This is a genomic window from Catenulispora pinistramenti, from assembly GCF_018274385.1.
Classification (GTDB): domain Bacteria; phylum Actinomycetota; class Actinomycetes; order Streptomycetales; family Catenulisporaceae; genus Catenulispora; species Catenulispora pinistramenti.
The window spans coordinates 1-21110 of record NZ_JAAFYZ010000041.1; the positions used below are offsets into that span (position 1 = coordinate 1).

The window sequence follows — 21110 nt, forward strand, 5'->3', positions numbered from 1 at the left end:
GGGATGGGGCGACGTCGATGGCATGCCGCTCGGCGACTCTCCGCGCGCCAGCTCCATGCTCCCCAACTCCCCGATCGCCGCTACCGTCGCCCCGCTCTGCGCGCAGACCCAGACCGCGGCGCCTGCCGCGACCGTCGCGGTCAGCGGGTGCGTGTTCGGGTGTGTCGGGCAGTGGGGCCAGACCGCCGGCGCGCCCGCCGACCAGAGTGCTTCAACCGCCCAATCCTGCACTTGGTCCGCGAGGTGGGCCAGGGGTTCTGGGCTCGGGCCGCCGAGCCAGCTGACGCCCTGGCCCGAGCCGTCGGGTGCGTAGAGCACGGTCCCAAGCTCCGCGTCCACGCGTATCTTCGGCAGCACCGCGTGCTGGGCACGCAGGTCGTGCAGGATCGTCTCCAGTGCCTCGGTGAATTCCGGGTCGTTCACGGGGCTCCGATCGCGCGGTGTCGGCTGGGCCTGGGGTCTTGCCGGAACGGCAAGGGCGTTTGGCGGGGCGCGGGCCAGGCGCGCATGATCGCCATCGTACGGGGCGCACCGCGTTCCGAGTCGTCCAGGAGGCAGAGGCCATGACCAGCGCGCGCCACGACCAGCCGGGCCAGCACGACCAACACGACCAACACCACCGGACCGTCACCACACCTGCGGGCCGGCGCATCCACCTGGTCGAACAAGGCACCGGGCCGCTGGTCCTGCTGATCCACGGCTTCCCAGAAGGCTGGTACTCCTGGCGGCGCCAGTTGCCGGTGCTGGCTGAGGCGGGGTACCGGGCCGTGGCGCTCGATGTCGTCGGCTACGGCCGGTCGTCGAAGCCCGCGGACCCGGCGGCGTACCGCATGGTCGAGTTGGTCGAGGACAACGCGGCGGTGGTGGCGGCGCTCGGCGAGCGCCGGGCGGTCGTGGTCGGGCACGACTGGGGTGCGACCATCGCGGCGAACACCGCGTTGCTGCGGCCCGACGTGTTCCGCGCGGTCGGACTGCTCAGCGTCCCCTATGCCCCGCGCGGCGGTCCGCGGCCGAGCGAGGTCTTCGCGCGGATGGGCGGCGATGATGAGTTCTACGTCAGCTACTTCCAGGAGCCGGGCCGCGCCGAGGCGGAGATCGAACCCGACGTCCGTGGCTGGCTTGCCGGCTTCTACGCCGCCTTGTCCGCCGAGACCATGCCCGCGCCCGACGCGCCGTCCCCGTACTTCGTGCCCCGAGACGGCGGGCGGCTCCGCGACCGGTTCCCCGCCGACCGCGTCCCGTCCTGGCTGGCCGAAGCCGACCTCGACGTCTACGCCGCGGAGTTCGAGCGCACCGGCATGACCGGCGCGCTCAACCGCTATCGCGCGATGGACCGCGACTGGGAGGACCTGGCCGTCGTGGACGGCGCGCCGATCCCGCAGCCGTCGCTGTTCATCGGTGGCGCGAAGGATGCCTCGCTGACCTGGCTGGCCGGGGCGATCGAGGCGTTCCCCACGACGCTCCCCGCCCTGAGCGCGACGCACATCCTGGACGGCGTCGGCCACTGGCTCCAGCAGGAGCGGCCCGATGAAGTCAACACGCTGATCATCGACTGGCTCGCGAGACTCGCTGACTGAACAGCGGCGACGATAGCGGTTACCGGCGGACAGCGACGCCGCCGGGAAGTGCTCAGAGCTGCGAAGCGCCGCCGTCCACCACAAGCTCGGCGCCGGTCGTGTACGTGGCGTCGAAGGCCAGGAAGGCGAAGGCCTTGGCGATCTCGATGGGCTCGCCGAAGCGCAGCATCGGGTTGTTCACCCGCATCTGCTCCTCCGCCTCCGCCCGGGCCGCCTCCGGCAGCACCTTGCCCAGGATGCCGGTGGAGATCGGCCCGGGGCTGATGGCGTTGACCCGGATCCCCCGCGGCAGCAGCTCACGGGCCATGCTGCGGGTCAGGGAACGCACCGCGGCCTTGGTGGCGGAATAGGTGCTGATCATCTCCAGCCCCTTGACGTTCGCGATCGAGGTGGTCAGCACCACGCCGCCGCCTTCGCGCAGCAGCGGCGCGAGCTTCTGCACGGTGAAGTACGCGCCCTTGACGTTCGTCGCGAACAGCTCGTCGTGCACCGCCTCGGTCGCCGCCTCGAACGGCACGAACCGGGTGATGCCGGCGTTCACGAACAGCGCGTCCAGCGTCCCGAACTCCGCCTTCGCCCGGTCGGCGAGCAGGTCGAGATCGTTCACGTCGGCGACGTCGCCGGCCACCGTCACCGCGGTGTCCCCGAGCTGTTCCCGGGCGGCGGCGAGCGCTTCCGGCCGCCGACCGGTGATCATCACCCGCGCTCCCCCGGCGACCAGCAGCTGGGCGGTGACCAGACCGAAGCCGCTGCTGCCGCCGGTGATGACCACGTTCTTGTGTGCGTATTCGTTCATGATCCGAGTCAACGGCACGCCCCCGGGGACCGTCCAAGACCTGTTCAGGATGGGGTCATGCGGCCCCGGCATGACCGACGTACGCTGGTCGGGTGGATCTCGACCTGCGGCTGGTGCGGTACTTCACCGTCGTGGCCGAGCACGGCGGGCTCGGCAAGGCGGCCGGCGCGCTGCACGTCGCGCAGCCCGCGCTGAGCCGGCAGATGCAGCGGCTGGAGCACCAGGTCGGCGCGCGCCTGTTCGAGCGCACGCCGCAAGGTGTCAGCCTGACGCAGGCCGGTCAGGAGTTCCTGCCCTACGCGCAAACCCTGCTGCGCACAGCGGAACGCGGCCTGTTGGCAGCCCGAACCGCACCCGCGGGCACGATCGTGATCGGGCACCTGGGCGACCTCGTGATCACCCCGGCGGTACGGGAGCTGCGCCGGCTGCACCCCGGCGCCCTGATCCGCACCCGGCATCTGGACTGGCGAGAGCTGGACGCGCTGTCCGAGCACCGTGTGGACGCGCTGGTGACGCGCTTGCCGTTGCCGATACCAGCGCCGATGGTCGCTGACCGGCTCCGTGTGACAGAGCTCTACGACGAGCCGCGGGTAGCGGTGCTGCCGGTCGGGCATCGGCTGGCCGCCAAGGACACGATCGCCGTCACCGACCTCGTGGACGAAGACCTGGTCGCGTGCGAACACACGCCGACGATCTGGGGTGTGAGCCGGAACGCGGCCGGGCCGATCGTGCCGCCGAGCGCCGAGGACGGTTACGAGGACAAGCTCGAACTCGTCGCGAGCGGTGACGCCGTCGCGATTCTGCCGGCCGGGGACCGACGCATCGCTTTACGGAGCGAGGTGGTGGCGGTCCCGGTCAGCGGTATCGAGCCGTGCCGGGTGGTGGCCGTGACGCACGCCGATGATGACTCGGTGCTGGCGGACGCGTTCCATCGGGTCCTGGCGCGAACGCTCCGGGACCCGATGGGGCTTTGAGTCGCGGGCCTCGTTGGTCTGGTTCTGCTCCTCCATGTACACGGGATTACGGTGCGCTAGGCAAGAACCGACACGCTATGCGGGAAATGGTTCATCTAGTCGCGCGGCACTACTGGAAGCAAGACATTTGCGATGAACTCAGGGAACGCCGGGCACGATCGCCGAGCCTGCCGGGTCCGCCGAGCCCGCCGAGCCCGCCGCGTAGGCGACCGCTTGCTCCCACGACGGTTGCGCGGCCGTGCCGCCGACCTCCCGCGTGGACAACGCCCCGCACGCGCAGCCGATAGCGAGTGCCTGGTCCAGGTCGTCGCCGTTCAGCACCGCGGCCAGGAATCCGGCGTCGAAGCTGTCGCCGGCGCCAACTGTGTCGACCGGGACGAGCGGGGTGAGGCGCGCGTTGTGGAGTTCGGTGCCGGTGCGGGCCGTCGCTCCGTCCCGACCGCGTTTGACGACCGGTGTGACAACGCCCGCTTTGACGAAGCCGGCCAGCGCTGCGTCCACGGTCGCGGTGCCGGTCAGGGCCAGGGCTTCGGCCTCGTTGGGGAGGACGTAGTCGCAGGCTTCGAGCAGGCCGGGGGTCAGGTGCCAGTGGCCGGACGGGTCGTGGTTGGTGTCCAGGGAGCAGGTGGCATCGGCGGTGCGGAACAAGTCGGGCAGGCGGGCGGCGAGGATCGGTTGGAGGAAGTAGGACGCGGCGTGGATGTGCCGGGCCGGGGGTAGCTGCCGCGGGTCGAAGGCGGCCGGGTCGAACGCGGCCAGGCAGCCGGGGGCGGTGAGGATGGCGCGGTCGCCGTCGGGGCCGTCGAGGCAGATGGTCAGCGCGGTGGGCAGGTCGGGGTGGCGGGTGACGGCGGCGATGTCGACGCCGGCCGAGGTCAGCACGTCGAGGACGAAGTCACCGGCGCCGTCGCGGCCCACGACGGCGGCCAGCGCGGTGGACAGGCCCAGGCGCGCGGCGCCGTGCGCGACGATGGCCGCGGACCCGCCCAGGGCCAGCGCGCCGGACGACACCAGGGTCTCGGCCTGGCCGTAGGGCGGGACCGGCGGGGCGCCGGCGAGCAGGACGTCGGGGTTCGCGTCGCCGACGACCAGGAGGTCGAAGGTGGTCACCGCGGTCCTCGCACGGACCCGAGATCCGGATCGCCCAGGCCGCCGCGCACGACCGCCATCAGATCCCAATCACTCAGGCCGCCACACACGACCGCCATCAGATCCGGATCGCCCACGCCGCCGCCCCCGGCTGCCATCCCCCTCACCGAGCGCCGCCCGCGGTCAACGGACTGCGCCGCAGCGGCTCCGGCAACACCTCGCGGTGCGCCTCGACCATCGCGTCGCACAACGTCCAGATCTGCTCGACGGTCAGCGCCGCGGCCGTTGCCGGGTCGGCCATCGCCGCGTGCCGGATGTGCCGCGGATCGCCCTCCACCGCCGCGGCGACCACCAGGTCGACCACGTTCAGGAAGTGCCGGTTCGGCGCCGCCAGCTGCACCGGTAGTTCCCCGACGTAGTGCGGGTGCACGCCCAGCCGGTCCAGGGTGGCCGGGACCTCGACCGCCGCGCCCGCGGGCAGGTTGGTGATCAGGCCGGTGTTGGCCGTGTTCACCTGGATCGTGCGCTGGGTGCCGGTGACCAGGCTGTGGATCACTTGCGGGGCGTACTCCGCGGCGTCGCTCTCCCACCCGTCGGCCGGCGCGGCACCCTCGGCCACCGCGGCCCGCAGCGCCGCGTACTCGGCCAGGTTCTCGGCGCTGATGGCCACGTAGTCGCCGACCGGGATCCGCAGCCGGGCGATCTCGCTGTCGTGCCCGAGGTACCAGGGCACGTATTCGGACGAGTGCTCGCTGGTCTCGGTCGGGTAGTAGCCCAGCCGCCGGTACATGTCGACGCGCACCCGGCGCGCCAGGTCCGGCCGGGCCGCGATCGCGGCGTCCAGCTCCGGGTACAGGTCCCGGCCCAGATGCTGCCAGCGCAGGATCCAGGCCTGGTGGTTGACGCCGGCGGACAGGACGTCGACCTCGTCGTGCGGGACGCCGATGATCTCGCAGAGCCCGCGCACTGTCCAGTACACCGAGTGGCACAGGCCCGCGACCTTCAACCGCGGCGCGATCCGGCTCAGGTACTGGATGTTCATGGCCATCGGGTTGGTGTAGTTCAGCAGCCAGGCGTCCGGGCAGACTTCGGCCATGTCCGCCGCCAGGGCTTGCAGCACCGGGAAGGTGCGCAGGGCCCGGAAGATGCCGCCGACGCCGAGGGTGTCGGCGATGGTCTGCCGCACGCCGGCGGCGGCCGGGACCTCGAAGTCGGTGACGGTGGCCCGGTGGCCGCCGACCGCGATCATGTTGACCACGACGTCGGCGCCGGCCAAGGCGGCGCGGCGGTCGGTGGTGGCGGTGACCGTCGGCTTGGCGCCGAGGGTCTGCGCGGCGCGGTCGGCCAGGGCGGCGGCGACCTGGAGGCGCTCGGGGTCGATGTCGTGCAGCGCGATGGCCACGCCGGACAGCTCGGGGAAGGAAAGGATGTCGTGCAGCAGCTGCCGGGTGAAGACCACCGAGCCGGCGCCGACGAAGGCGATGCGGAACACGCGGGATTCTCTTTCAGGATCGGGCGGCGGAGGAGGAAGCCGGGGACGCGGAAACCGAGGGCGACGAAGCCCGGGATGAGGAGTCCTGGGATGAGGAGGCCTGGGCCGCGGCGGCGTCGTGCGGGCGCAGGATCACCGAGCGGGTCAGGTGCCGCGGGGCGTCGGGGTCCAGGCCACGGGCCGCGGCCAGTTCCAGGGCCAGGCGCTGCGCCTGGATCAGCGAGGCGAGCGGGTCAAGGTCCTGCCGGACCCACAGCCCGCCGGTGACGCCGACCTGCTCGGCCAGGCCCTCGGGCGCGGCGCCGAACATCCAGACCGCCGACTGCTCGTCGGTGATCGCGATCGGGCCGTGCCGGTAGTCCATGGCCGGGTACGACTCGGACCACGCCAGGGCCGCCTCCCGCATCTTCAGCGCGGCCTCGGCGGCCAGGCCGGTGGTCCAGCCCGCGCCCAGGAACGTGAACTGGACGCGGTCGGCGGCCCCGGCCGGAAGCGGCTCGCTGACCGCCCGCTGAGCGTCGGCGATGGCGCCGGACAGGTCTTCGCCGAGATGCGCGCGCAGCAAGGCCAGCGTGGTGGTCGCGAACCGGGTCTGGACCACCGAGCGCTCGTCGGCGAAGTCCAGCACGACCGACGTGTCGGCGAGCGCCGGCGCCGGCGAGTCGGCCACGCCGGTGATCAGCGTGGTCGGCACCGTGGCGGCGGCCAGGACGTCCAGGATCTCGGTGGTGGTGCCGGACCGGCTCAGGGCCAGTACCCGGTCGTAGGCGCGGCCGGCGGGCAGTTCGGAGGCGGTGAAGGCGTCGGTCTCCCCGGCTCCGGCGGCCTCGCGCAGGCCGGCGTAGGCCTGGGCCATGAACCAGGAGGTGCCGCAGCCGACGACGGCGACGCGCTCGCCGGGCTCGGGCAGGCCGGCCGCCGACGGGGCCAGGTCGGCGGCCCGCTGCCAGCTGCGCGGCTGGTCGGCCAGTTCGGCGGTGACGAAGGAAGGCATGGGACTGGGACTCCGTTCGAGCAAGGTTTCTGGTTCGAGCAGGGTGTTCGTTTCGAGCAGGGCATCTGTTTCGAGCAGGGCGTCTGTTTCCAGCGCGGTGTCTGTTCGCCGGTTCAGCCTTTGAGCCCGGACATGCTCATCGTCTGGACGAACTGCCGCTGGGCGATGAGGAAGCCGATGATCAGCGGCGCGGTCGCCACGACGTTGCAGGCCATCAGCTCCTGCCAGTCGATGTGGTGCGCGCCCTGGAAGTTGACCAGGCCGAGCTGGATGGTGAACTTCGACGGGTCGTTGATCGCGATCAGCGGCCACAGCAGGTCGTTCCAGGAGTTGAGCAGCGTGAACACCGCCAGCGTGGCCAATGCCGGCCGGGCCAGCGGCAGCACGATGCGGAAGAAGACGCCGAAGGTCGTCAGGCCGTCGATGCGTCCGGCCTCCTCCAGGTCCTTGGGCAGCGACAGGAAGAACTGCCGCATCAGGAACACACCGAAGGCCGAGGTCAGGAACGGCACGAAGGCCGCGCCGAGGGTGTCGATCAGGCCCAGGTGCGAGAACATGAAGTAGGTCGGGATCATCAGCATCTGGGTCGGGATCATGATCGTGGCGACCAGCGTCACGAAGGCCACGGTCCGGCCGCGGAAGGACAGCCGGGCATAGGCGTAGCCGCCCAGCGAGCACAGCACCAGGTGGCTGACGATCGCGATGCCGGAGACGATCGCCGAGTTCAGCATCCACCGCCCGACCGGGGCGTCCCGGAACAGCCGCACGTAGCCGCTGATGTGCAGCGCGGACGGGATGAAGCGCGGCGGGAAGCGGTTGATGTCGGCGTTGGAGGTGAACGAGGCCAGGAGCATCTGCACCAGCGGCAGCAGGAACACCAGGGACAGCGGCATCAGGAGCAGGTGCCAGCGGCTGAATTTCCGGCTCATCAGAAGGCCTCGATCTTGCTGCGCCGGGCGTAGGCGAACAGCCCGAGGGTGATGATCAGGGTGCCGCCGAACAGCGTGTAGGCGACGGCGGACCCGTATCCGTAGCGGGACAGGTTGAACGCCTGGTTGTAGATGAAGTACACGATGGTCTGGCTGGCCCCGAGCGGGCCGCCGTGGGTGGTGGTCAGCACCAGCTCGAAGATCTGCAGGACCGAGATCGTCTCCCAGACGCCGACGAACACGGTGACCGGGGCCAGGCTGGGCAGGATCACGTGCCGGAACTGCTGCCAGCGGTTGGCGCCGTCGATCCGGGCCGCCTCCAGGCAGTCGGTCGGGATGTCCTGGAGCGCGGCGAGATAGACGATGACGGAGAACGCCAGGTCGGTCCACAGGTAGATCAGGGCGATGACCCACATCACCTCGTGCCGGTCGGCCAGGAAGCCCTGCTGCGGCAGGTGCAGGACCCGCAGCAGGTTGTTCGCCAGGCCGAACTGCTGGTCGAAGACGAAGTTGGCGAGGATGCCGGTGGCCGCGGCCGAGACCACCAGCGGGACGAACAGCGCGGTCCGGTAGAAGGAGATGAAGCGGATCTTCCGGTTCAGCGCGATCGCCAGGAACATGCCGAGGCACAGGACGACCGGGACGTACAGGACGGTGAACAGGACCGTGTGGTTCACCGCCGACTTGAAGTCTGCGTCCTTGAGCAGCAGGCGGTAGTTGTCCCAGCCGATCTGGCGGGCCGGGGTCAGACCGTTCCAGTGCTCGCGGGAGATCAGGAACGCCCAGGCCGCCGGGAACAGGGTCAGGGCCAGGATGATCAGGGTCGCCGGGGCGGCGAAGGACCAGCCGGTGAGGTTGGCGACGACGCGCCGGCGGCGCGCGGTCCACTTGGGTTTGGCCGCCGGGGCGGACTTGTCAGCGGACCCATCCGGCATGCCGGGACGGTCGCGCCGCCGGACGACGCCGGCGCCGGACTTCTCGTGATCGGAGATCAGGATTCCGTGTTTCATCGGCGCGACCCTCAATCCGCTTGAGCCAGCGCGACGTCGGCGGCCTTCGCCGCGTCCTTCAGCGCCGATTGCGGATCGCCTTGGCCTTGGAGCACCTTGGCGATCGCCTGGCCGACGGCTTGGGACAGGCCGACGTAGCCGGGGACCGTGGGCCGGGCCGTGGTGGCGTTCTTCAGGTTGTCGAAGAGCGTCTGCGCGCCCGGGTACTGCTTGGCGTAGTCCTGGAACTCCTGGCTGTCGGACTCGCTGCTGCGCAGCGGCAGGTTGCCGGTGGCCAGGTTGAACTTGGGGTCGACCTGGGCCGAGGTCAGCCACTGCGCGAACTGGTAGGACCAGTAGGCGCGGTCGGCGTCGTGGTGGTCGTACAGGGTCCAGATGTCCGGGCCGGAGATGGTCTGGTGGTTGGTGCCGTCGAAGGACGGCAGGTAGGTGACGCCGTAGTCCAGGTTCGCGGCGACGTTGTCCGAGAGCTGCCACGGACCGCTCATGATCATGCCGATCAGGCCGGACTTGAACAGGTCGGCGTACTTCTGGTCGTCCTGCGAGAGGTACACGGACTTGTCGTCCACGGCCATCTGCCGCAGGAACGTCAGCGCCGCCACCCCGGCCGGGGAGTCGAACTCGGACTTGGTGCCGTCGGAGTTCACGACCGTGCCGCCCTTCTGCCACAGCAGCGGCCAGAAGTGCCAGGTGGTGTCCTCGGTGCCGGAGACGGAGTAGGCGGTGCCGTAGACGTTCTTCGCCGGGTCGGTGAGCTTCTTGGCCGCGGCCCGGAAGTCGTCCCAGGTCCAGGTGTTGGTCGGCGGGGCCACCCCGGCGGCGGCGAACAGCTTCTTGTTGTACATCAGCGCCAGGTTGTCCACGACCGCCGGGAAGCCGATGACGTGGCCGTTGGGGGTGGCGGTCTGGCGGGCGGCCGGCGGGAACTCGTCCCACTTCACCGCCGGGTCCTTGACCTTGTCGGTGAGGTCCAGGGTGCGGCCGGACAGCTGCATCTGGGTGGCCCAGCTGCCGAAGTTGTAGGAGATGTCCGGGTAGGTGCCGCTGGTGAAGGCGGCGGTCAGCTTGGGCAGCAGCTGGTCGGTGGTCGGCGCGCCGGGCGAGATGTCGATGGTGACGTTCGGGTGCGCGTCGTGGAACTGCTTGGCCAGCCCCTCCAGCAGCTTCTCCGGGGCGACGTCCTGCCCGGTCCACACGGTGATGGTGACGGCTTTCGCCGGGTCCGCGGGCGCCTTGGAGGAGGACGACGAGGACGACGAGCAGGCGGACGTCAGCGCCAGCGCGGCGACGGTGAGGGCCGCTGCGGCCGGGCGCAGGACGGCGCCCGCCGTTCTTGCGCCGTTTCTTGGATGCACGGGAAGACCTCCAAGACGAGGGAGAAGGAGATGGGGGGTGGGGGTCATTCAAGGCCCGCGCACACCGAACTCACAAGATCCGCGCAGGTTTCGCTCACCACCGGTGCGCGAAGACGCGCGGATCCGGGCGGCGGCAAGTGCTTGGCAGCGTCCGGGGGCACGCGTAGCATCAGGGGGCGTCGCAGTGGAAAGGCGACGTCAGAGGTACGCCCATCCGGTATGCCGGCGCCCGCCGCGAGTCCGGACCGAGTCGCCAGGACCGCGCACGACGCGTGCGGTTTCCGAGGCGGGGTCGTGCCCACCAGCACTGTGGAGCTCACCGTGAGCCTCATCGATGCCCGCTCGTTGATCCATCCCCGGCTATCAGTCAGTCGGCGATCAGTCAGTCCCGGACCGCGTTCGTTCGGGTAGCGGATCCGGCGATGACTGAGTCTCAATTGCAGAACACGCACACACCGACCATGCACCGCTCCGACCGCGTCACGGCGATCCTGGACCGGCTGGCCTACGGCGGCACCGTGGACGTGGCCACGGCCGCGCGCGAACTCGGCGTCTCGGTGGCGACCATCCGCCGCGACCTGACGCTGCTGGACGACCAGAACCTGCTGGTCCGCACGCGCGGCGGCGCCGTGGGCCGGGACATCGCCTACGAACTCCCGGTCCGCTACCGCGACAACCACGGCCGCGCCGCCAAACAGGCCATCGCCCGCATGGCACTGCGCGCCCTGGCCCCGGGCCGCCACGTGGTCGCCGTCAACGGCGGCACCACGACCAGCGAGGTGGCCCGCCTACTGGCGACCCGCACGGAGCTGACGGTGGTCACCAACGCCCTGAACATCGCCGGCATCCTGGTCAACCGCCCGAAGGTGAAACTGGTGGTCACCGGCGGCGTGGCCCGCTCCAACTCCTACGAGATGGTCGGCCCCTGGGCCGAGACCATCGTGGGCCGCTTCAACGTCGACACCGCCTTCATCGGCATCGACGGCATCAGCGCCGCCAGCGGGCTGTCCACCCACGACGAGGTCGAGGCACACACCAACGCGGTCATCATCGGCCGCGCGCAACGCGTCGTGGTGGTCGCGGACGGATCGAAGATCGGGCGCACGCACCTGGCGCACGTGGTCGGCCTGGACGCGATCGACCAGCTGGTGACCGACTCGAGCGCGGACCCGGCGGAGTTGCAGGCCATCGCGGCTCAGGGGGTGGCGGTGCGGATCGCTGAACCGGCGCGGCGGTGAGGTAGCGCGGCGGTGAGGCGGCGGTGCGGATAGCTGAACCGGCGCGGCGGTGAGAGGGCAATACTTCAAGCGCGGCGGCAGGTGGCGAGGCGGCCTGTGCGGCGCGCGATAGCAGGTAGCTGATGATCGGCGATCAGCTGGCTGCGATCGGTCGCCAGCCCTGTTTCAGGGCTGGCGACCGATCGACCTTCGCCGTCGCCGTCCCGCTCAGCAGCTAGCGCTGAACTCGCTGTGCGCGTCCAATCCGGTCGCCGCCCGGTAGGCCGCGAAGCCGGTGTACGTCTTCGCCTGCCAGCCCCACCGCGCCGTGGTGGCAGTCGCCGCGGCGGCCGAGTAGCGGTTGCTGTCGACCGTGTCGCCCTTGCCCGAGGTGGAGCGCGCGACCGTGCCGATCAGCAGCGTGCCGGGGCCGGCGGCGCAGATGGTGTTGCCGGTGATCGTGTTGCCGCTTTCGTGGAACTGGATCAGGAACTCCGGTGAGCCGTCGTGGTCGGTGTTGTTGTCGCGCAGCATGTTGTCGGTGAACGTGTTCGCGGACGAGGTGCCGGTCTGGACGCCGCCGCAGTCCTGTTGGCCGTCGCAGTAGCCGCCGGTGGTGATGCCGACGTAGCGGCTTTCGGTGACCGTGTTGTGGTCGACGTTCACGTGGTCGGCGGCGCCGCGGGCGTTCTCGGCGGCCACCTCGATGCCGATGTCGTCGGCGTGCGCGGTGTTGCCGGTGATGGCGATGCGGGTGCCGCCGTCGACGTAGAGGCCGTCGGCGCAGTTACACCAGCCGCTGGCCGACCAGTAGGCCGGGTTGCCGGCGGACTTGATGTTCTCGACCACGTTTCCGCTGATCACGCCGTTGCGGGCGCGGTTGAGATCGGTGTAGCGGTAGGCGGGCGGCAGGGTCTGCTCGTAGCCGATGGCGTCGATGCCGATGTTGTTGTCGTCGTGGATCCGGTTGCCGGTGATACGCCAGCCGTCGACGTTGCCGTTGACCACGACCGACTCGCTGGCGCCGAGGACGAGGTGGTCCACCTCGTTGTCCGCGATATTCAGGGTGCTGATGGACCGCTTCGGGTTGTCGCCGTACGCGGCGATCCCGTGCGCGTTCATCTCCATGCTGCCCAACGTGCCGTTGTCGTTGCCCATGGCGTGCACGTGGTTGCCGCTGACGGTGACGCCGGCATCGCCGCCGTGCACGTAGATGCCGATCGGCATCGCGGTGATGTCGCTGGTGCGGTAGCCGGTGATGTCCAGGCCGTGGACGGTGACCGAGGTGCTGTCGGCGATGTCGACCATCGCGGAGCGGCCGCCGGTCGGGACGGCCAGCTTGGACCCGTCCAGGACGGGGTGCTCGCCGGGAGCGGCGGTGACGGTGATGTCGGTGACGCCGTGCAGGCTGATCCGCTGCGCATACGTACCGCCGCGCACGACGACCGCACCGCCGCCGGAGGAAGACAGCGCGGTGATCGCATGCTGGATGGTGGCGAACGGCGCGCCTTCGGTACCGGCCGCGGAGTCGGATCCGTTGGCGGCGACGTAGTACGTGGAGGTGCCGGCCGCGTGTGCGGTCGCCGACAGCAAGACGGCTGCCGGGCCGAGCGCGCAAAGGGCCGCGAGGGCCAGGGCTGGTGGCTTCATACCGCCCAGAGCGTGCGGTCCGGGCCTGGCGGAGTCAACGAAAACTCAACCGGATTGAGCGATTCGGCCCAGTCGCTCACCGCCGCTGCGTGTTTCCCGCGCTCACCTCGACGCTGCGCGACGGCCGCTGCTAAGAATCGGCCCGAACACGAGAACGCCCCCACTTCTCGAGGAGGAATCATGTCCCTGACTCCATCCGCCAAGCGCCTCGCGGCGGCGGCTGCCGGCCTGGCCCTGGCCGCCGTCACGACCGCCGTCCTGGCCCCGTCGGCCGGCGCCGCGCCGTCCACGGTCAGGCCGGCGGCGAGCGCCACGCCGGCCCTGCCGAGCCCGGTCTCCTGTTCCGACTGCTGGCAGCCGGACGTGCAGACGTCCTGGAACTGGGTCATCTCGACGGTGCCGACCGCGCCCTACCGCAATGTCCAGATGTACGACGTGGACGGCTTCAACAACACCGCCGCGAACGTCTCCGCCCTGCACGCGGCCGGTATCAAGGCCGTCTGCTACCTGTCCGCCGGCACCTATGAGAACTGGCGCCCGGACGCCTCGCAGTTCCCGTCCTCGGTCCTGGGCAGCGGCAACGGCTGGCCGGGCGAGAAGTGGCTGGACATCCGCGAGATCCAGAAGTCGAATAGCGTGCTGCGCACGATCATGGACGCCCGGCTGGACATGTGCCAGCAGAAGGGCTTCGACATGGTCGAGCTGGACAACGTCGACGGCTACGCCAACAGCACCGGCTTCCCGCTGACCGCCGCCGACCAGCTCTACTTCAACGCGACCCTGGCCGACGACGCCCACTCCCGGGGCCTGAGCGTGCTGCAGAAGAACGACAACGAGCAGATCCCGCAGCTCCTGCCCTACTTCGACGGCGCTCTGAACGAGCAGTGCAACCAGTACAAGGAGTGCACCACCGCGCAGAACGGCGACTACGGCTACGACCAGTACGTCGCCGCCGGCAAGCCGGTGTTCCAGGCCGAGTACAACCTGGCGACGTCGAAGTTCTGCTCCGCCGACAACTCGAACGACTTCAACGGCGTGCGGTTCGACCTCAACCTGGACGACAAGACGTTCGAACCCTGCCGCTGAGGCAGGGCGAAGGCAGACTCAAGGTCCACTGGCGCTAGGTAGGGCAAGGCAGCGTTAAGGCTGGAGGTAAGGCTGGAGCCAAGGACACGCTCGCATTCCCTTACCTCCGCCCGAATCCGCACCTTATGTCAGTAATCTCACGGTATGCTGCCCCTGATCGTCTCCAGCCTGGCCGTGATGCTGGCCTGGACCTTCGCCGCCCGTCGCCTGGCCCGCTGGCACATCTCCGGCCCGCTGGTCATGGTGGCGGGCGGCGTCGTCGCGGGCCTGATCGTCGGGGACGGCTTCGCCTCGAAGCTGGACACCCACATCGCCGAGCGGGTCGTCGAGCTGGTGCTGGCCGTGCTGTTGTTCGTCGACGCCACCGTGGTCCGCGACGGGTTCCTGGCCGGCGAGCGGGGCGCGGTGCTGCGGCTGCTGTGCGTGGCACTGCCGTTGATGGTGGCGGCGGCGTTCGTCGTCGGGGTGCCGCTGCTGCCGACGCCGTCGTGGGCGGTGGTGTTCGTCATCGCCTGCGTGGTGATGCCGCTGGACTTCGCCAGCGCGCCGCACCTGCTCAAGGACCGCGACCTGCCGCTGTGGGTGCGGCACGTCCTGGCGATCGAGAGCGGCTACAACGACGGCCTGTTCTCCCCCGCGTTCGCCTTCGGCATCCTGGTGATCGGTGAATCAGGGCACGGCGGCGCGCCGACCACCGCGCTGCGGCAGGCCTTCCCGGCCGCGGCCTACGCGGTGCTGGTCGGCGTCGGGTTCGGCGCCGTCACCGGCCTGGCCCTGCGCCAGGCCGAGCGGGTGCGCTGGTCGAGCTCGGAGTCGGTGGGGATCGCGGCGCTGCTGCTGCCGATCGTGACGTACTCGATCGCGGTGGCGGTGGGCGGCAACGGCTTCGTGGCGGCGTTCCTCGCGGGCATCGCCTACAAGCTGGGCCGGGCCGGGCTGCGACGTTCGGACGACGCCGACGTCACCGACACGGACACCGGCACCGGCAACAGCTCCGGGACCGGAACCGGCACCACCAACACCACCACCGGCATCTCCGAACACGAATTCGCCACCGTAGAGGCGCTGGGCACCGTCGCGTCGCTGATCGTGTGGTTCGTGTTCGGCGCGGTCGCGGTCCTGGTGTGCCGGACCGGCGTGCCCGGTTCGGTGATCCTCTACGGCGTGCTGGTGCTGACGGTGGTGCGCATGGTCCCGGTGTATCTCGCGATGTTGGGCACCAGCGCGTCGTGGCTGGACCGCACGCTGCTCGGCCTGGTCGGGCCGCGCGGCACCACCTCGATCGTGTTCGGCCTGCTCGCCTTCAACGCCATCCGCGACGAGGACGCGGACCTGGCGTTGAGCACGATGACGATCGTGCTGGTCGGGAGCCTGGTGTTACACGGGGTGGCGGTGCCGGTGGCTGCCCAGCGGCTCCGCAAGAGTACGGTCAGCTCCCCGGACGGCGACGAACCAGCGCCAGCGTAGGGGTTCCCCGGTCAGCCGAGCCGGCCGGTGGTCAGACCGGCCAGTCCGGCCCGGACCGACTCGGTGGCCTCGTCGGCGAAGACCTCGCTCGCCCCGGCTTCGAGCGCGTCCAGGACGCGGCGGACGATGTCGCCGGGTGCTGATTTGTCGACGCCCTTCAGCTCGGCGATCATCGGGGTGTCGACGTAGGCGAAGTGCGCGCCGAGGACCTGCGTGCCCTGGCCGTCCAGTTCCAGGCGCAGGGAGTTGGTCACGCCCCAGAACGCGGCCTTGCTGGAGCTGTAGGCGCCGGGCCAGGACAGCCAGCTCATCACCGAGTGGATGTCGACGACGGCGCCGCCGCCGTTGGCCGCCAGGAGCGGGGCGAAGGCCCGGACCAACGCGAGCGGGCCGAAGACGTTCGTCTCGTAGGTCTGACGGATCGCGGCCATGTCCTCGGCGAGCAGCGAGCGCGGGCCGCTGATCCCGGCGTTGTTGACGAGCACGGTGACGTCGCGCGCCGCGGCCGCCGCGGCTTCGATGGCGGCCGGGTCGACGACGTCCAGCCGCAGCGGGACCACGCGCGAGTCCGACCAGTCGTGGTCGCGGCGGGCGGCGGCGTAAACCTTGGCGGCCCCGCGGGCCAGCGCCTGGGCGACGAACTCCTGGCCCAGACCACCGGTCGCACCGGTCACCAGGACCACACTGTTCTCAAGCTTCATGACGGCCTCCTGTGGCCCTCGGCCTGCGACGCAGGCGTTTCCACACGTGCTGGGGGCACGCACCCCGCCGATACTCCAGTGATACTTCGGTAGACTGAAGCCAGCTGGTACCCGCCAGCATCTGACTTCAGTGGACTGAAGTCAACTCGAGGGAGGCCGAGCCGTCATGGAACTGCACCCGCCGCTGGACGACCGCACCACCTGGTCCCCGATCGGCGACTGCCCGGTCGAGAAGGCGATGGGGGTGATCGGCTCCCGCAACTCGATGCTGATCATGCGCGAGGCCTTCTACGGCACCACCCGCTTCGACGACTTCGCCCAGCGCGTCGGCATGGCCCCGGCCACGACCTCGGCGAACCTCAAGGCGCTGGCCGAAGCCGGCCTGCTGGCCCGCCGCCCCTACCGCGACCCCGGCGGCCGTGCACGCGAGGAGTACCTGATCACCGAGTCCGGCCGCGACCTGATGCCCGCGCTGATCGCGCTGTTCCGCTGGGGCCAGAAGCACGCGGGCGGTCCGGCGACGCTGGACCTGGCCCATGTCGGGTGCGGGCAGAGCGTAGAGGTGTCGGTGACGTGCCGGGAGCACCACGAGGTGGGCTTCGAGGAGGTCGAGCTGATAGATCGGGGCGATTAATCCGACCGTGGAACAGCCGCGCGTGCCGGATACTCCGCCGCGATGCCGCCACGAGCACACCGCGTGGAAATCAGTGGTGCCGACTTCAGGTCGGCCAATACGTTCGCTGCCATGCTGTCCACTGCGCGCCCGGGCGAGCGCCCGGCAACCTCCGACGACGGTCCGCACCGCCAGGTGGACCAGCGATCGAGCCCTGATCTTTGGGGCCGGCTGGTCGCGCGGACCTTCGCCTTGCCCGATGTCGTCGAGGGCCACAGCCAGGTCTCACCGGCCTCGTCCAGAGCGGTCTTCCTGACTGACCGCCACGAGGAACGCGCTCCGGAGACGTCGCTGGCGCCCGGAAAGCGTCTGGAGCCGGTGCACCTGCACGGCGTCGAGGACACCAGCGTCCACCTGGTGCTTCCACCAGAGCGCGGCCGGGAACTGGAGAGTCTCGGGTGGGCCGAAGCCCATCAGTATGCCGACTTCGGGACCGAGTTCATGCTCTACGGCCCTCGTTCCGCCGACGAACTGGACGCCGTGGTCTCGGTCATCGCCGAGAGCCTGGCCTTCGCACGCGGGCCGGCGCTGACCGATTTCCCCCGCCCGCCTCAGTAGTCATCTTCCCGACTCCCCCGCGAAGCGCTCTCCACAAGCACGTCTCCGGCGGCGGTCCGGTAGTAGAGCACTGATCTGCCCGAGCGCCGGCGCCGGACCAGGTCCGCGTCCAGCAGAACCTTGAGATGGCGGCCGACCGAGCCCAGTGGCTGGCCGGTCAGCGTCACCAGGTGGGTGGTGCTCTTCGGCGCCGTCAGCAGCAGCAGGATCGTCGCGCGGTTCGGGCCGAGCAGGCGGGCCAGCGGCTGTGGGGCGGTGGTCGTGCCGACGTCCGCGAGCGCGCCGGTGCACGGGTAGATGATCGCGTAGCGGGGGGTGGTGTCCCAGGTGACCCAGCCTCGGCCGGGGGTCACCGGGGCGAAGTAGAGGCGGGCGCCGGTGGTTTGGCGGGGTGGGAAGTCGTGGAGGTTGATCTGCAGGCGGCCGTCGCCGAGCCAGCGCATGCCGGGGCGCATGTCGTTCAGGGCCGCGGCCCAGCCCGCCTGGCTGAGGTGGGCGGTGCGGGAGACGATGTCCGCTTCCATCAGCCGGCGGCGGCGCTCCCAGGTCGGCGCGACGGTGTGGGTCCAGACCCAGGCCAGGACGTCGGCGAGGCGGTCGGCGAGGTCCTGGCGGTCCAGGCCCGCCGGGAGCGGGCCGCCGGAGGAGACGGCCAGCTGCTCGCGGGCCGCGTCGGGCGGGGTGCCGCGGACGATGTCCAGCTCCTGCTCGAACGTCCGGTCGCCGATCGGCACCGGCGCCAGCAGGTCCGCGATCCAGTGCGTGCGGGCGCCCATCGCCGCGTCCAGGAGCGGGCCGGTCAGCGGGTCGGCCTCGACCATGGCGCGGTAGGCGGCGCGGTGTACGTCGAACCAGGCCTTCTCCGCCGGGTGGGAGGTGGTCGCCCGGTAGAGGGTGTGCAGGCATGCGTGGGCCTCGGACAGCGGCGAGACCACGAAGCGGCCGCTCGCCAGCGTGTCGGTGTCGACCAGCCACCAGCCCATGGTTTCGCCTCCACGCGAAACTGTACCGGCGGTGGCCCGGGCGCTCACACACTGACGGGCATGCGGACCTACCGGCAGCTCTTCGCGACCCCCGAGTTCCAACCCCTGTTCCTCACCAGCCTGGCCCAGATCGCCGCCCAGACGGTCAGCGGCCTGGCGCTGAGCACGCTCGTCTACGCCGCCACCGGCTCCCCGCTGCTGTCCGCGCTGAGCATGTTCGGCCCCAGCCTGGCGCAGGTGATCGGGGCGACCGCGCTGATGTCGGCCGCGGACCTGATCCCGCCGCGCGCGGCGATGTCCGGGCTGGCGCTGGTCTTCGCGGTCGCGACCGCCGCGCAGGCGATCCCGGGGCTGCCGATCGCGGCGTCGTTCGGCATCCTGTTCGTGATCGGCGTCCTGGCCTCGGTCGGCGGCGGCGTGCGCTACGGGCTGCTCAACGAGATCGTGCCGAAGCAGGGATACCTGATCGGCCGCTCGGTGCTGAACATGGCGGTCGGCACGATGCAGATCTGCGGCTACGGGCTCGGCGGCGCGCTGCTGGCCGCGTTGTCGCCGCGCGCCACGCTGCTGGTCGGCGCGGGTCTGTACCTGGCCGCGGCCGTCGTCGCCCGGTTCGGGCTCAGCGGACGGCCGCAGCGGGCGACCGGACGTCCGTCGGTCACCCAGACCTGGCGGAACAACGCGGCCCTGTGGGCCTCGGCGCCGCGCCGCTACGTCTTCCTCGCGCTGTGGGTCCCCAACGGGCTGATCGTGGGCTGCGAATCGTTGTTCGTCTCGCTGTCGCCACGCCACGCCGGGGTGCTGTTCGCCAGTGCCGCGTTCGGGATGCTGCTCGGCGACATCACGACCGGCCGGTTCCTGCCCGCGCGCTGGCGGCGGGTCCTCGGCGCTCCGCTGCGGCTGCTGCTCGCGGTGCCGTACCTGGTGTTCGCGCTGCACCCGGGGATACCGGTGGCCGCGGTGGCCGTGATGCTCGCGTCGATCGGCTACGCGGCGAGCCTGCTGTTGCAGGAGCGTCTCATGGCCCTGACTCCGCACGAGCTCAGCGGGCAGGCGCTCGGGTTGCAGTCTTCGGGGATGCTGACGATGCAGGGGGTGGGGGCGGTCGTGGCCGGCGTGCTCGCTCAGTGGTCCTCGCCGGCCGCGGCGATGACGACCATGGCGGTGTTGTCGGTGCTGGTGACGTTGAGTCTGGCTCGGGGGCTGCGCGCCGAGGCGCCGACCACCGCGCAGCCGCGCCTGGCCGGCGTGTAGCTTGGGGCCATGGATTCCGGGGACCGGATAACGGTGGAAATGCGGCTGGCCGCGATCGAGGAGAAGCTCGACCTGGTCCTGGCCCATCTGGGCCTCGACGGGGATCCGGGCTCGGACCTGTACGCGCCGCTGACGGCGGCCACGACGGCGGCGGGCGCGAACGGCTCGGCGGTGTGGGCGCCGGGTTCGGCGATCGAGACGGACCCGCAGCTCGCGGCGCTGATTCAGGCGGGCAAGAAGATCCAGGCGATCAAGGTCTATCGGGAGGCCACCGGCGCCGGATTGAAGGACGCGAAGAACGCGGTCGAGGCGCTGGAGCGGAGTATGCGCGGGGACGGGCGGCGGCGGTAGCAGTGCCGGCAGCCCGCCCATAGAACCGCTATCCGCTAGAACCGCTACTCGGCCAAGTGCCGCCGCCGCAGTTCGCCACACAGCCCGACCAGGGCGCGCGCCCGGGCGAACTCGGTGGGGGTGAAGTCCAGCGTCTCGCGGGTGACCAGGAGGGTTCCGCCACCGGGATCGGACAGCGTGATCAGGGTCCCGGTACACGCCGCCTCCGGGACTTCGCGCGGGTCCCAGGTGACGGCGCACTGGCCGAACAGGTCGTGGAGCGCGGCCGGTAGGCCGGCGTCCCCGGCGGCCAGGCGGGCGGCGAGGGTGAGCACCCGGGCGGGGGCATCGGTGAGGTCGTCGCGGGCCGCGCGGTCGACGAGCGACACGTCCGCGCCGCCGGAGGCGATGGCCGACGCCAGCGCCTCGGCGTCGATCGTCGCGGGCACGTCGAGCAGGAACTCGTCCAGGACTCCGGTACCGAGTGGGTGGACCTGCAGGCCGACGATGTTGGCGCCGAGTGCGGCCAGCCGTTCGCAGACCGCTGCCAGAGAGCCGGGCCGGTCGCCCAGTGCGGCGCGCACGCGCCACAGGTTCAGATCCTCGCGCCACTCCCCCAAAGCCGCGTCGAGACCGTCGTCCGCCGGCCGTACCGAGACGAACGGCGTGTGCGCACGCAGCCGTCCCGGTCCGTAGACGCGCCACCACCATTGCAGCACCGAGGCCGCCAGCAAGGCCGCACCGAGCGCGATCAACAGGGTCCAGCCGTAGTGCCGGCGCCCGAGCACCTCGGTGAACAGCCCGGCGGTGCCGATGGCGAGGAAGAGCACTGCCAGCTCGATGATCTCCCGGCGCCAACTCCATTCGGGACGACGGCGGGCACGGCCCGGTTCCTGGCGAGAAGTCCGCATGCCCCGACTGTGCCGGTCGGTTGTTGCATGATCAGGTCCGGATCGTCACGGTTGCGTGAATCCG

General features: G+C 70.7%; 21 protein-coding genes. 9 read left to right on the plus strand and 12 right to left on the minus strand.

Going from position 1 to position 21110, the window contains the following annotated elements; all coding sequences use genetic code 11:
• Positions 1–423, minus strand: a 423-nt coding sequence (locus tag KGQ19_RS14515; RefSeq protein ID WP_212009653.1) for a hypothetical protein, incomplete at its 3' end; no start/stop codon positions are given.
• Between the two features lie 140 nt (positions 424–563).
• Between KGQ19_RS14515 and KGQ19_RS14520 the strand changes: the two genes are divergently transcribed.
• The gene (locus tag KGQ19_RS14520) at positions 564–1577 is read left to right on the plus strand and encodes an alpha/beta fold hydrolase (protein ID WP_212009654.1); all 1014 of its coding nucleotides are present in this window, start codon (positions 564–566) and stop codon (positions 1575–1577) included.
• Positions 1578–1629: 52 nt separating this feature from the next.
• Here KGQ19_RS14520 and KGQ19_RS14525 read toward each other — a convergent pair whose 3' ends face one another.
• The gene (locus tag KGQ19_RS14525) at positions 1630–2373 is read right to left on the minus strand and encodes an SDR family oxidoreductase (protein WP_212009655.1); all 744 of its coding nucleotides are present in this window, start codon (positions 2371–2373) and stop codon (positions 1630–1632) included.
• Positions 2374–2465: 92 nt separating this feature from the next.
• Here KGQ19_RS14525 and KGQ19_RS14530 point away from each other — a divergent pair, with 92 nt between their 5' ends.
• Positions 2466–3347 (plus strand): LysR family transcriptional regulator, encoded by an 882-nt coding sequence (locus KGQ19_RS14530; protein WP_212009656.1) that lies wholly within the window; start codon positions 2466–2468, stop codon positions 3345–3347.
• 138 nt (positions 3348–3485) lie between these two features.
• On the opposite strand, the gene KGQ19_RS14535 is transcribed toward KGQ19_RS14530, so the two are convergent.
• The 6 genes from KGQ19_RS14535 to KGQ19_RS14560 form a co-directional block, all read right to left on the minus strand.
• Positions 3486–4457 carry a carbohydrate kinase family protein gene (locus tag KGQ19_RS14535; RefSeq protein ID WP_212009657.1) on the minus strand — a complete coding sequence of 324 codons (972 nt, stop codon included), beginning with the start codon at positions 4455–4457 and terminating at the stop codon, positions 3486–3488.
• Between the two features lie 142 nt (positions 4458–4599).
• Complete coding sequence (gene melA / locus KGQ19_RS14540; protein WP_212009658.1) at positions 4600–5928, minus strand: alpha-galactosidase; 1329 nt, start codon at positions 5926–5928, stop codon at positions 4600–4602.
• A 13-nt stretch (positions 5929–5941) separates the two neighbouring features.
• A complete protein-coding gene (locus KGQ19_RS14545; RefSeq protein ID WP_230418651.1) occupies positions 5942–6922 on the minus strand; it encodes an SIS domain-containing protein in 981 nt (326 codons plus the stop codon).
• A gap of 113 nt (positions 6923–7035) precedes the next feature.
• Positions 7036–7851, minus strand: coding sequence for a carbohydrate ABC transporter permease (locus KGQ19_RS14550; protein WP_212009659.1), 816 nt, complete (start codon positions 7849–7851; stop codon positions 7036–7038).
• Complete coding sequence (locus tag KGQ19_RS14555) at positions 7851–8861, minus strand: carbohydrate ABC transporter permease (RefSeq protein WP_212009660.1); 1011 nt, start codon at positions 8859–8861, stop codon at positions 7851–7853. Before KGQ19_RS14555 ends, KGQ19_RS14550 begins: the two co-directional genes overlap by 1 nt.
• 11 nt (positions 8862–8872) lie before the next feature.
• Entirely contained in the window at positions 8873–10216 is a 1344-nt protein-coding gene (locus KGQ19_RS14560) for an ABC transporter substrate-binding protein (protein ID WP_212009661.1), read from the minus strand.
• 422 nt (positions 10217–10638) lie between these two features.
• Between KGQ19_RS14560 and KGQ19_RS14565 the strand changes: the two genes are divergently transcribed.
• A complete protein-coding gene (locus KGQ19_RS14565; RefSeq protein WP_230418652.1) occupies positions 10639–11454 on the plus strand; it encodes a DeoR/GlpR family DNA-binding transcription regulator in 816 nt (271 codons plus the stop codon).
• Between the two features lie 207 nt (positions 11455–11661).
• Here the strand turns inward: KGQ19_RS14565 and KGQ19_RS14570 are convergent, their stop codons facing one another.
• Positions 11662–13083, minus strand: coding sequence for a right-handed parallel beta-helix repeat-containing protein (locus KGQ19_RS14570; RefSeq protein WP_212009662.1), 1422 nt, complete (start codon positions 13081–13083; stop codon positions 11662–11664).
• Between the two features lie 180 nt (positions 13084–13263).
• On the opposite strand from KGQ19_RS14570, the gene KGQ19_RS14575 reads away from it, so the two are divergent.
• Positions 13264–14169, plus strand: coding sequence for an endo alpha-1,4 polygalactosaminidase (locus KGQ19_RS14575; RefSeq protein WP_212009663.1), 906 nt, complete (start codon positions 13264–13266; stop codon positions 14167–14169).
• A gap of 144 nt (positions 14170–14313) precedes the next feature.
• Complete coding sequence (locus tag KGQ19_RS14580) at positions 14314–15636, plus strand: cation:proton antiporter domain-containing protein (RefSeq protein ID WP_212009664.1); 1323 nt, start codon at positions 14314–14316, stop codon at positions 15634–15636.
• 11 nt (positions 15637–15647) lie between these two features.
• On the opposite strand, the gene KGQ19_RS14585 is transcribed toward KGQ19_RS14580, so the two are convergent.
• On the minus strand, positions 15648–16337 hold the full coding sequence (locus KGQ19_RS14585) for an SDR family oxidoreductase (protein ID WP_212009665.1): 690 nt from the start codon (positions 16335–16337) through the stop codon (positions 15648–15650).
• Between the two features lie 166 nt (positions 16338–16503).
• Between KGQ19_RS14585 and KGQ19_RS14590 the strand changes: the two genes are divergently transcribed.
• Positions 16504–16971, plus strand: coding sequence for a winged helix-turn-helix transcriptional regulator (locus KGQ19_RS14590; protein ID WP_212009666.1), 468 nt, complete (start codon positions 16504–16506; stop codon positions 16969–16971).
• A gap of 111 nt (positions 16972–17082) precedes the next feature.
• The gene (locus KGQ19_RS14595; RefSeq protein WP_212009667.1) at positions 17083–17568 is read left to right on the plus strand and encodes a luciferase domain-containing protein; all 486 of its coding nucleotides are present in this window, start codon (positions 17083–17085) and stop codon (positions 17566–17568) included.
• Here the strand turns inward: KGQ19_RS14595 and KGQ19_RS14600 are convergent.
• Positions 17562–18551, minus strand: coding sequence for a hypothetical protein (locus tag KGQ19_RS14600; protein ID WP_212009668.1), 990 nt, complete (start codon positions 18549–18551; stop codon positions 17562–17564). The genes KGQ19_RS14595 and KGQ19_RS14600 overlap by 7 nt on opposite strands.
• Before the next feature lie 60 nt (positions 18552–18611).
• Between KGQ19_RS14600 and KGQ19_RS14605 the strand changes: the two genes are divergently transcribed.
• Entirely contained in the window at positions 18612–19805 is a 1194-nt protein-coding gene (locus tag KGQ19_RS14605; protein WP_212009669.1) for an MFS transporter, read from the plus strand.
• A gap of 9 nt (positions 19806–19814) precedes the next feature.
• Positions 19815–20156: a ribosomal protein L7/L12 gene (locus KGQ19_RS14610; protein ID WP_212009670.1), complete on the plus strand. Its 342-nt coding sequence runs from the start codon at positions 19815–19817 to the stop codon at positions 20154–20156.
• A gap of 44 nt (positions 20157–20200) precedes the next feature.
• Here the strand turns inward: KGQ19_RS14610 and KGQ19_RS14615 are convergent, their stop codons facing one another.
• Positions 20201–21046 carry an ACT domain-containing protein gene (locus KGQ19_RS14615; RefSeq protein WP_212009671.1) on the minus strand — a complete coding sequence of 282 codons (846 nt, stop codon included), beginning with the start codon at positions 21044–21046 and terminating at the stop codon, positions 20201–20203.
• Positions 21047–21110: the final 64 nt, after the last annotated feature.

Excerpts from the sequence above, each read along its gene's own strand:
- KGQ19_RS14615 (WP_212009671.1), bottom strand. The coding sequence starts at position 21,046 with ATGCGGACTTCTCGCCAGGAACCGGGCCGTGCCCGCCGTCGTCCCGAA.
- KGQ19_RS14590 (WP_212009666.1), top strand. The coding sequence starts at position 16,504 with ATGGAACTGCACCCGCCGCTGGACGACCGCACCACCTGGTCCCCGATC.
- KGQ19_RS14580 (WP_212009664.1), top strand. The coding sequence starts at position 14,314 with ATGCTGCCCCTGATCGTCTCCAGCCTGGCCGTGATGCTGGCCTGGACC.
- KGQ19_RS14610 (WP_212009670.1), top strand. The coding sequence starts at position 19,815 with ATGGATTCCGGGGACCGGATAACGGTGGAAATGCGGCTGGCCGCGATC.
- KGQ19_RS14565 (WP_230418652.1), top strand. The coding sequence starts at position 10,639 with ATGACTGAGTCTCAATTGCAGAACACGCACACACCGACCATGCACCGC.
- KGQ19_RS14605 (WP_212009669.1), top strand. The coding sequence starts at position 18,612 with ATGCGGACCTACCGGCAGCTCTTCGCGACCCCCGAGTTCCAACCCCTG.
- KGQ19_RS14585 (WP_212009665.1), bottom strand. The coding sequence starts at position 16,337 with ATGAAGCTTGAGAACAGTGTGGTCCTGGTGACCGGTGCGACCGGTGGT.
- KGQ19_RS14570 (WP_212009662.1), bottom strand. The coding sequence starts at position 13,083 with ATGAAGCCACCAGCCCTGGCCCTCGCGGCCCTTTGCGCGCTCGGCCCG.
- KGQ19_RS14525 (WP_212009655.1), bottom strand. The coding sequence starts at position 2,373 with ATGAACGAATACGCACACAAGAACGTGGTCATCACCGGCGGCAGCAGC.
- KGQ19_RS14595 (WP_212009667.1), top strand. The coding sequence starts at position 17,083 with ATGCTGTCCACTGCGCGCCCGGGCGAGCGCCCGGCAACCTCCGACGAC.
- KGQ19_RS14550 (WP_212009659.1), bottom strand. The coding sequence starts at position 7,851 with ATGAGCCGGAAATTCAGCCGCTGGCACCTGCTCCTGATGCCGCTGTCC.
- KGQ19_RS14545 (WP_230418651.1), bottom strand. The coding sequence starts at position 6,922 with ATGCCTTCCTTCGTCACCGCCGAACTGGCCGACCAGCCGCGCAGCTGG.
- KGQ19_RS14555 (WP_212009660.1), bottom strand. The coding sequence starts at position 8,861 with ATGAAACACGGAATCCTGATCTCCGATCACGAGAAGTCCGGCGCCGGC.
- KGQ19_RS14600 (WP_212009668.1), bottom strand. The coding sequence starts at position 18,551 with ATGGGCTGGTGGCTGGTCGACACCGACACGCTGGCGAGCGGCCGCTTC.
- KGQ19_RS14520 (WP_212009654.1), top strand. The coding sequence starts at position 564 with ATGACCAGCGCGCGCCACGACCAGCCGGGCCAGCACGACCAACACGAC.
- KGQ19_RS14575 (WP_212009663.1), top strand. The coding sequence starts at position 13,264 with ATGTCCCTGACTCCATCCGCCAAGCGCCTCGCGGCGGCGGCTGCCGGC.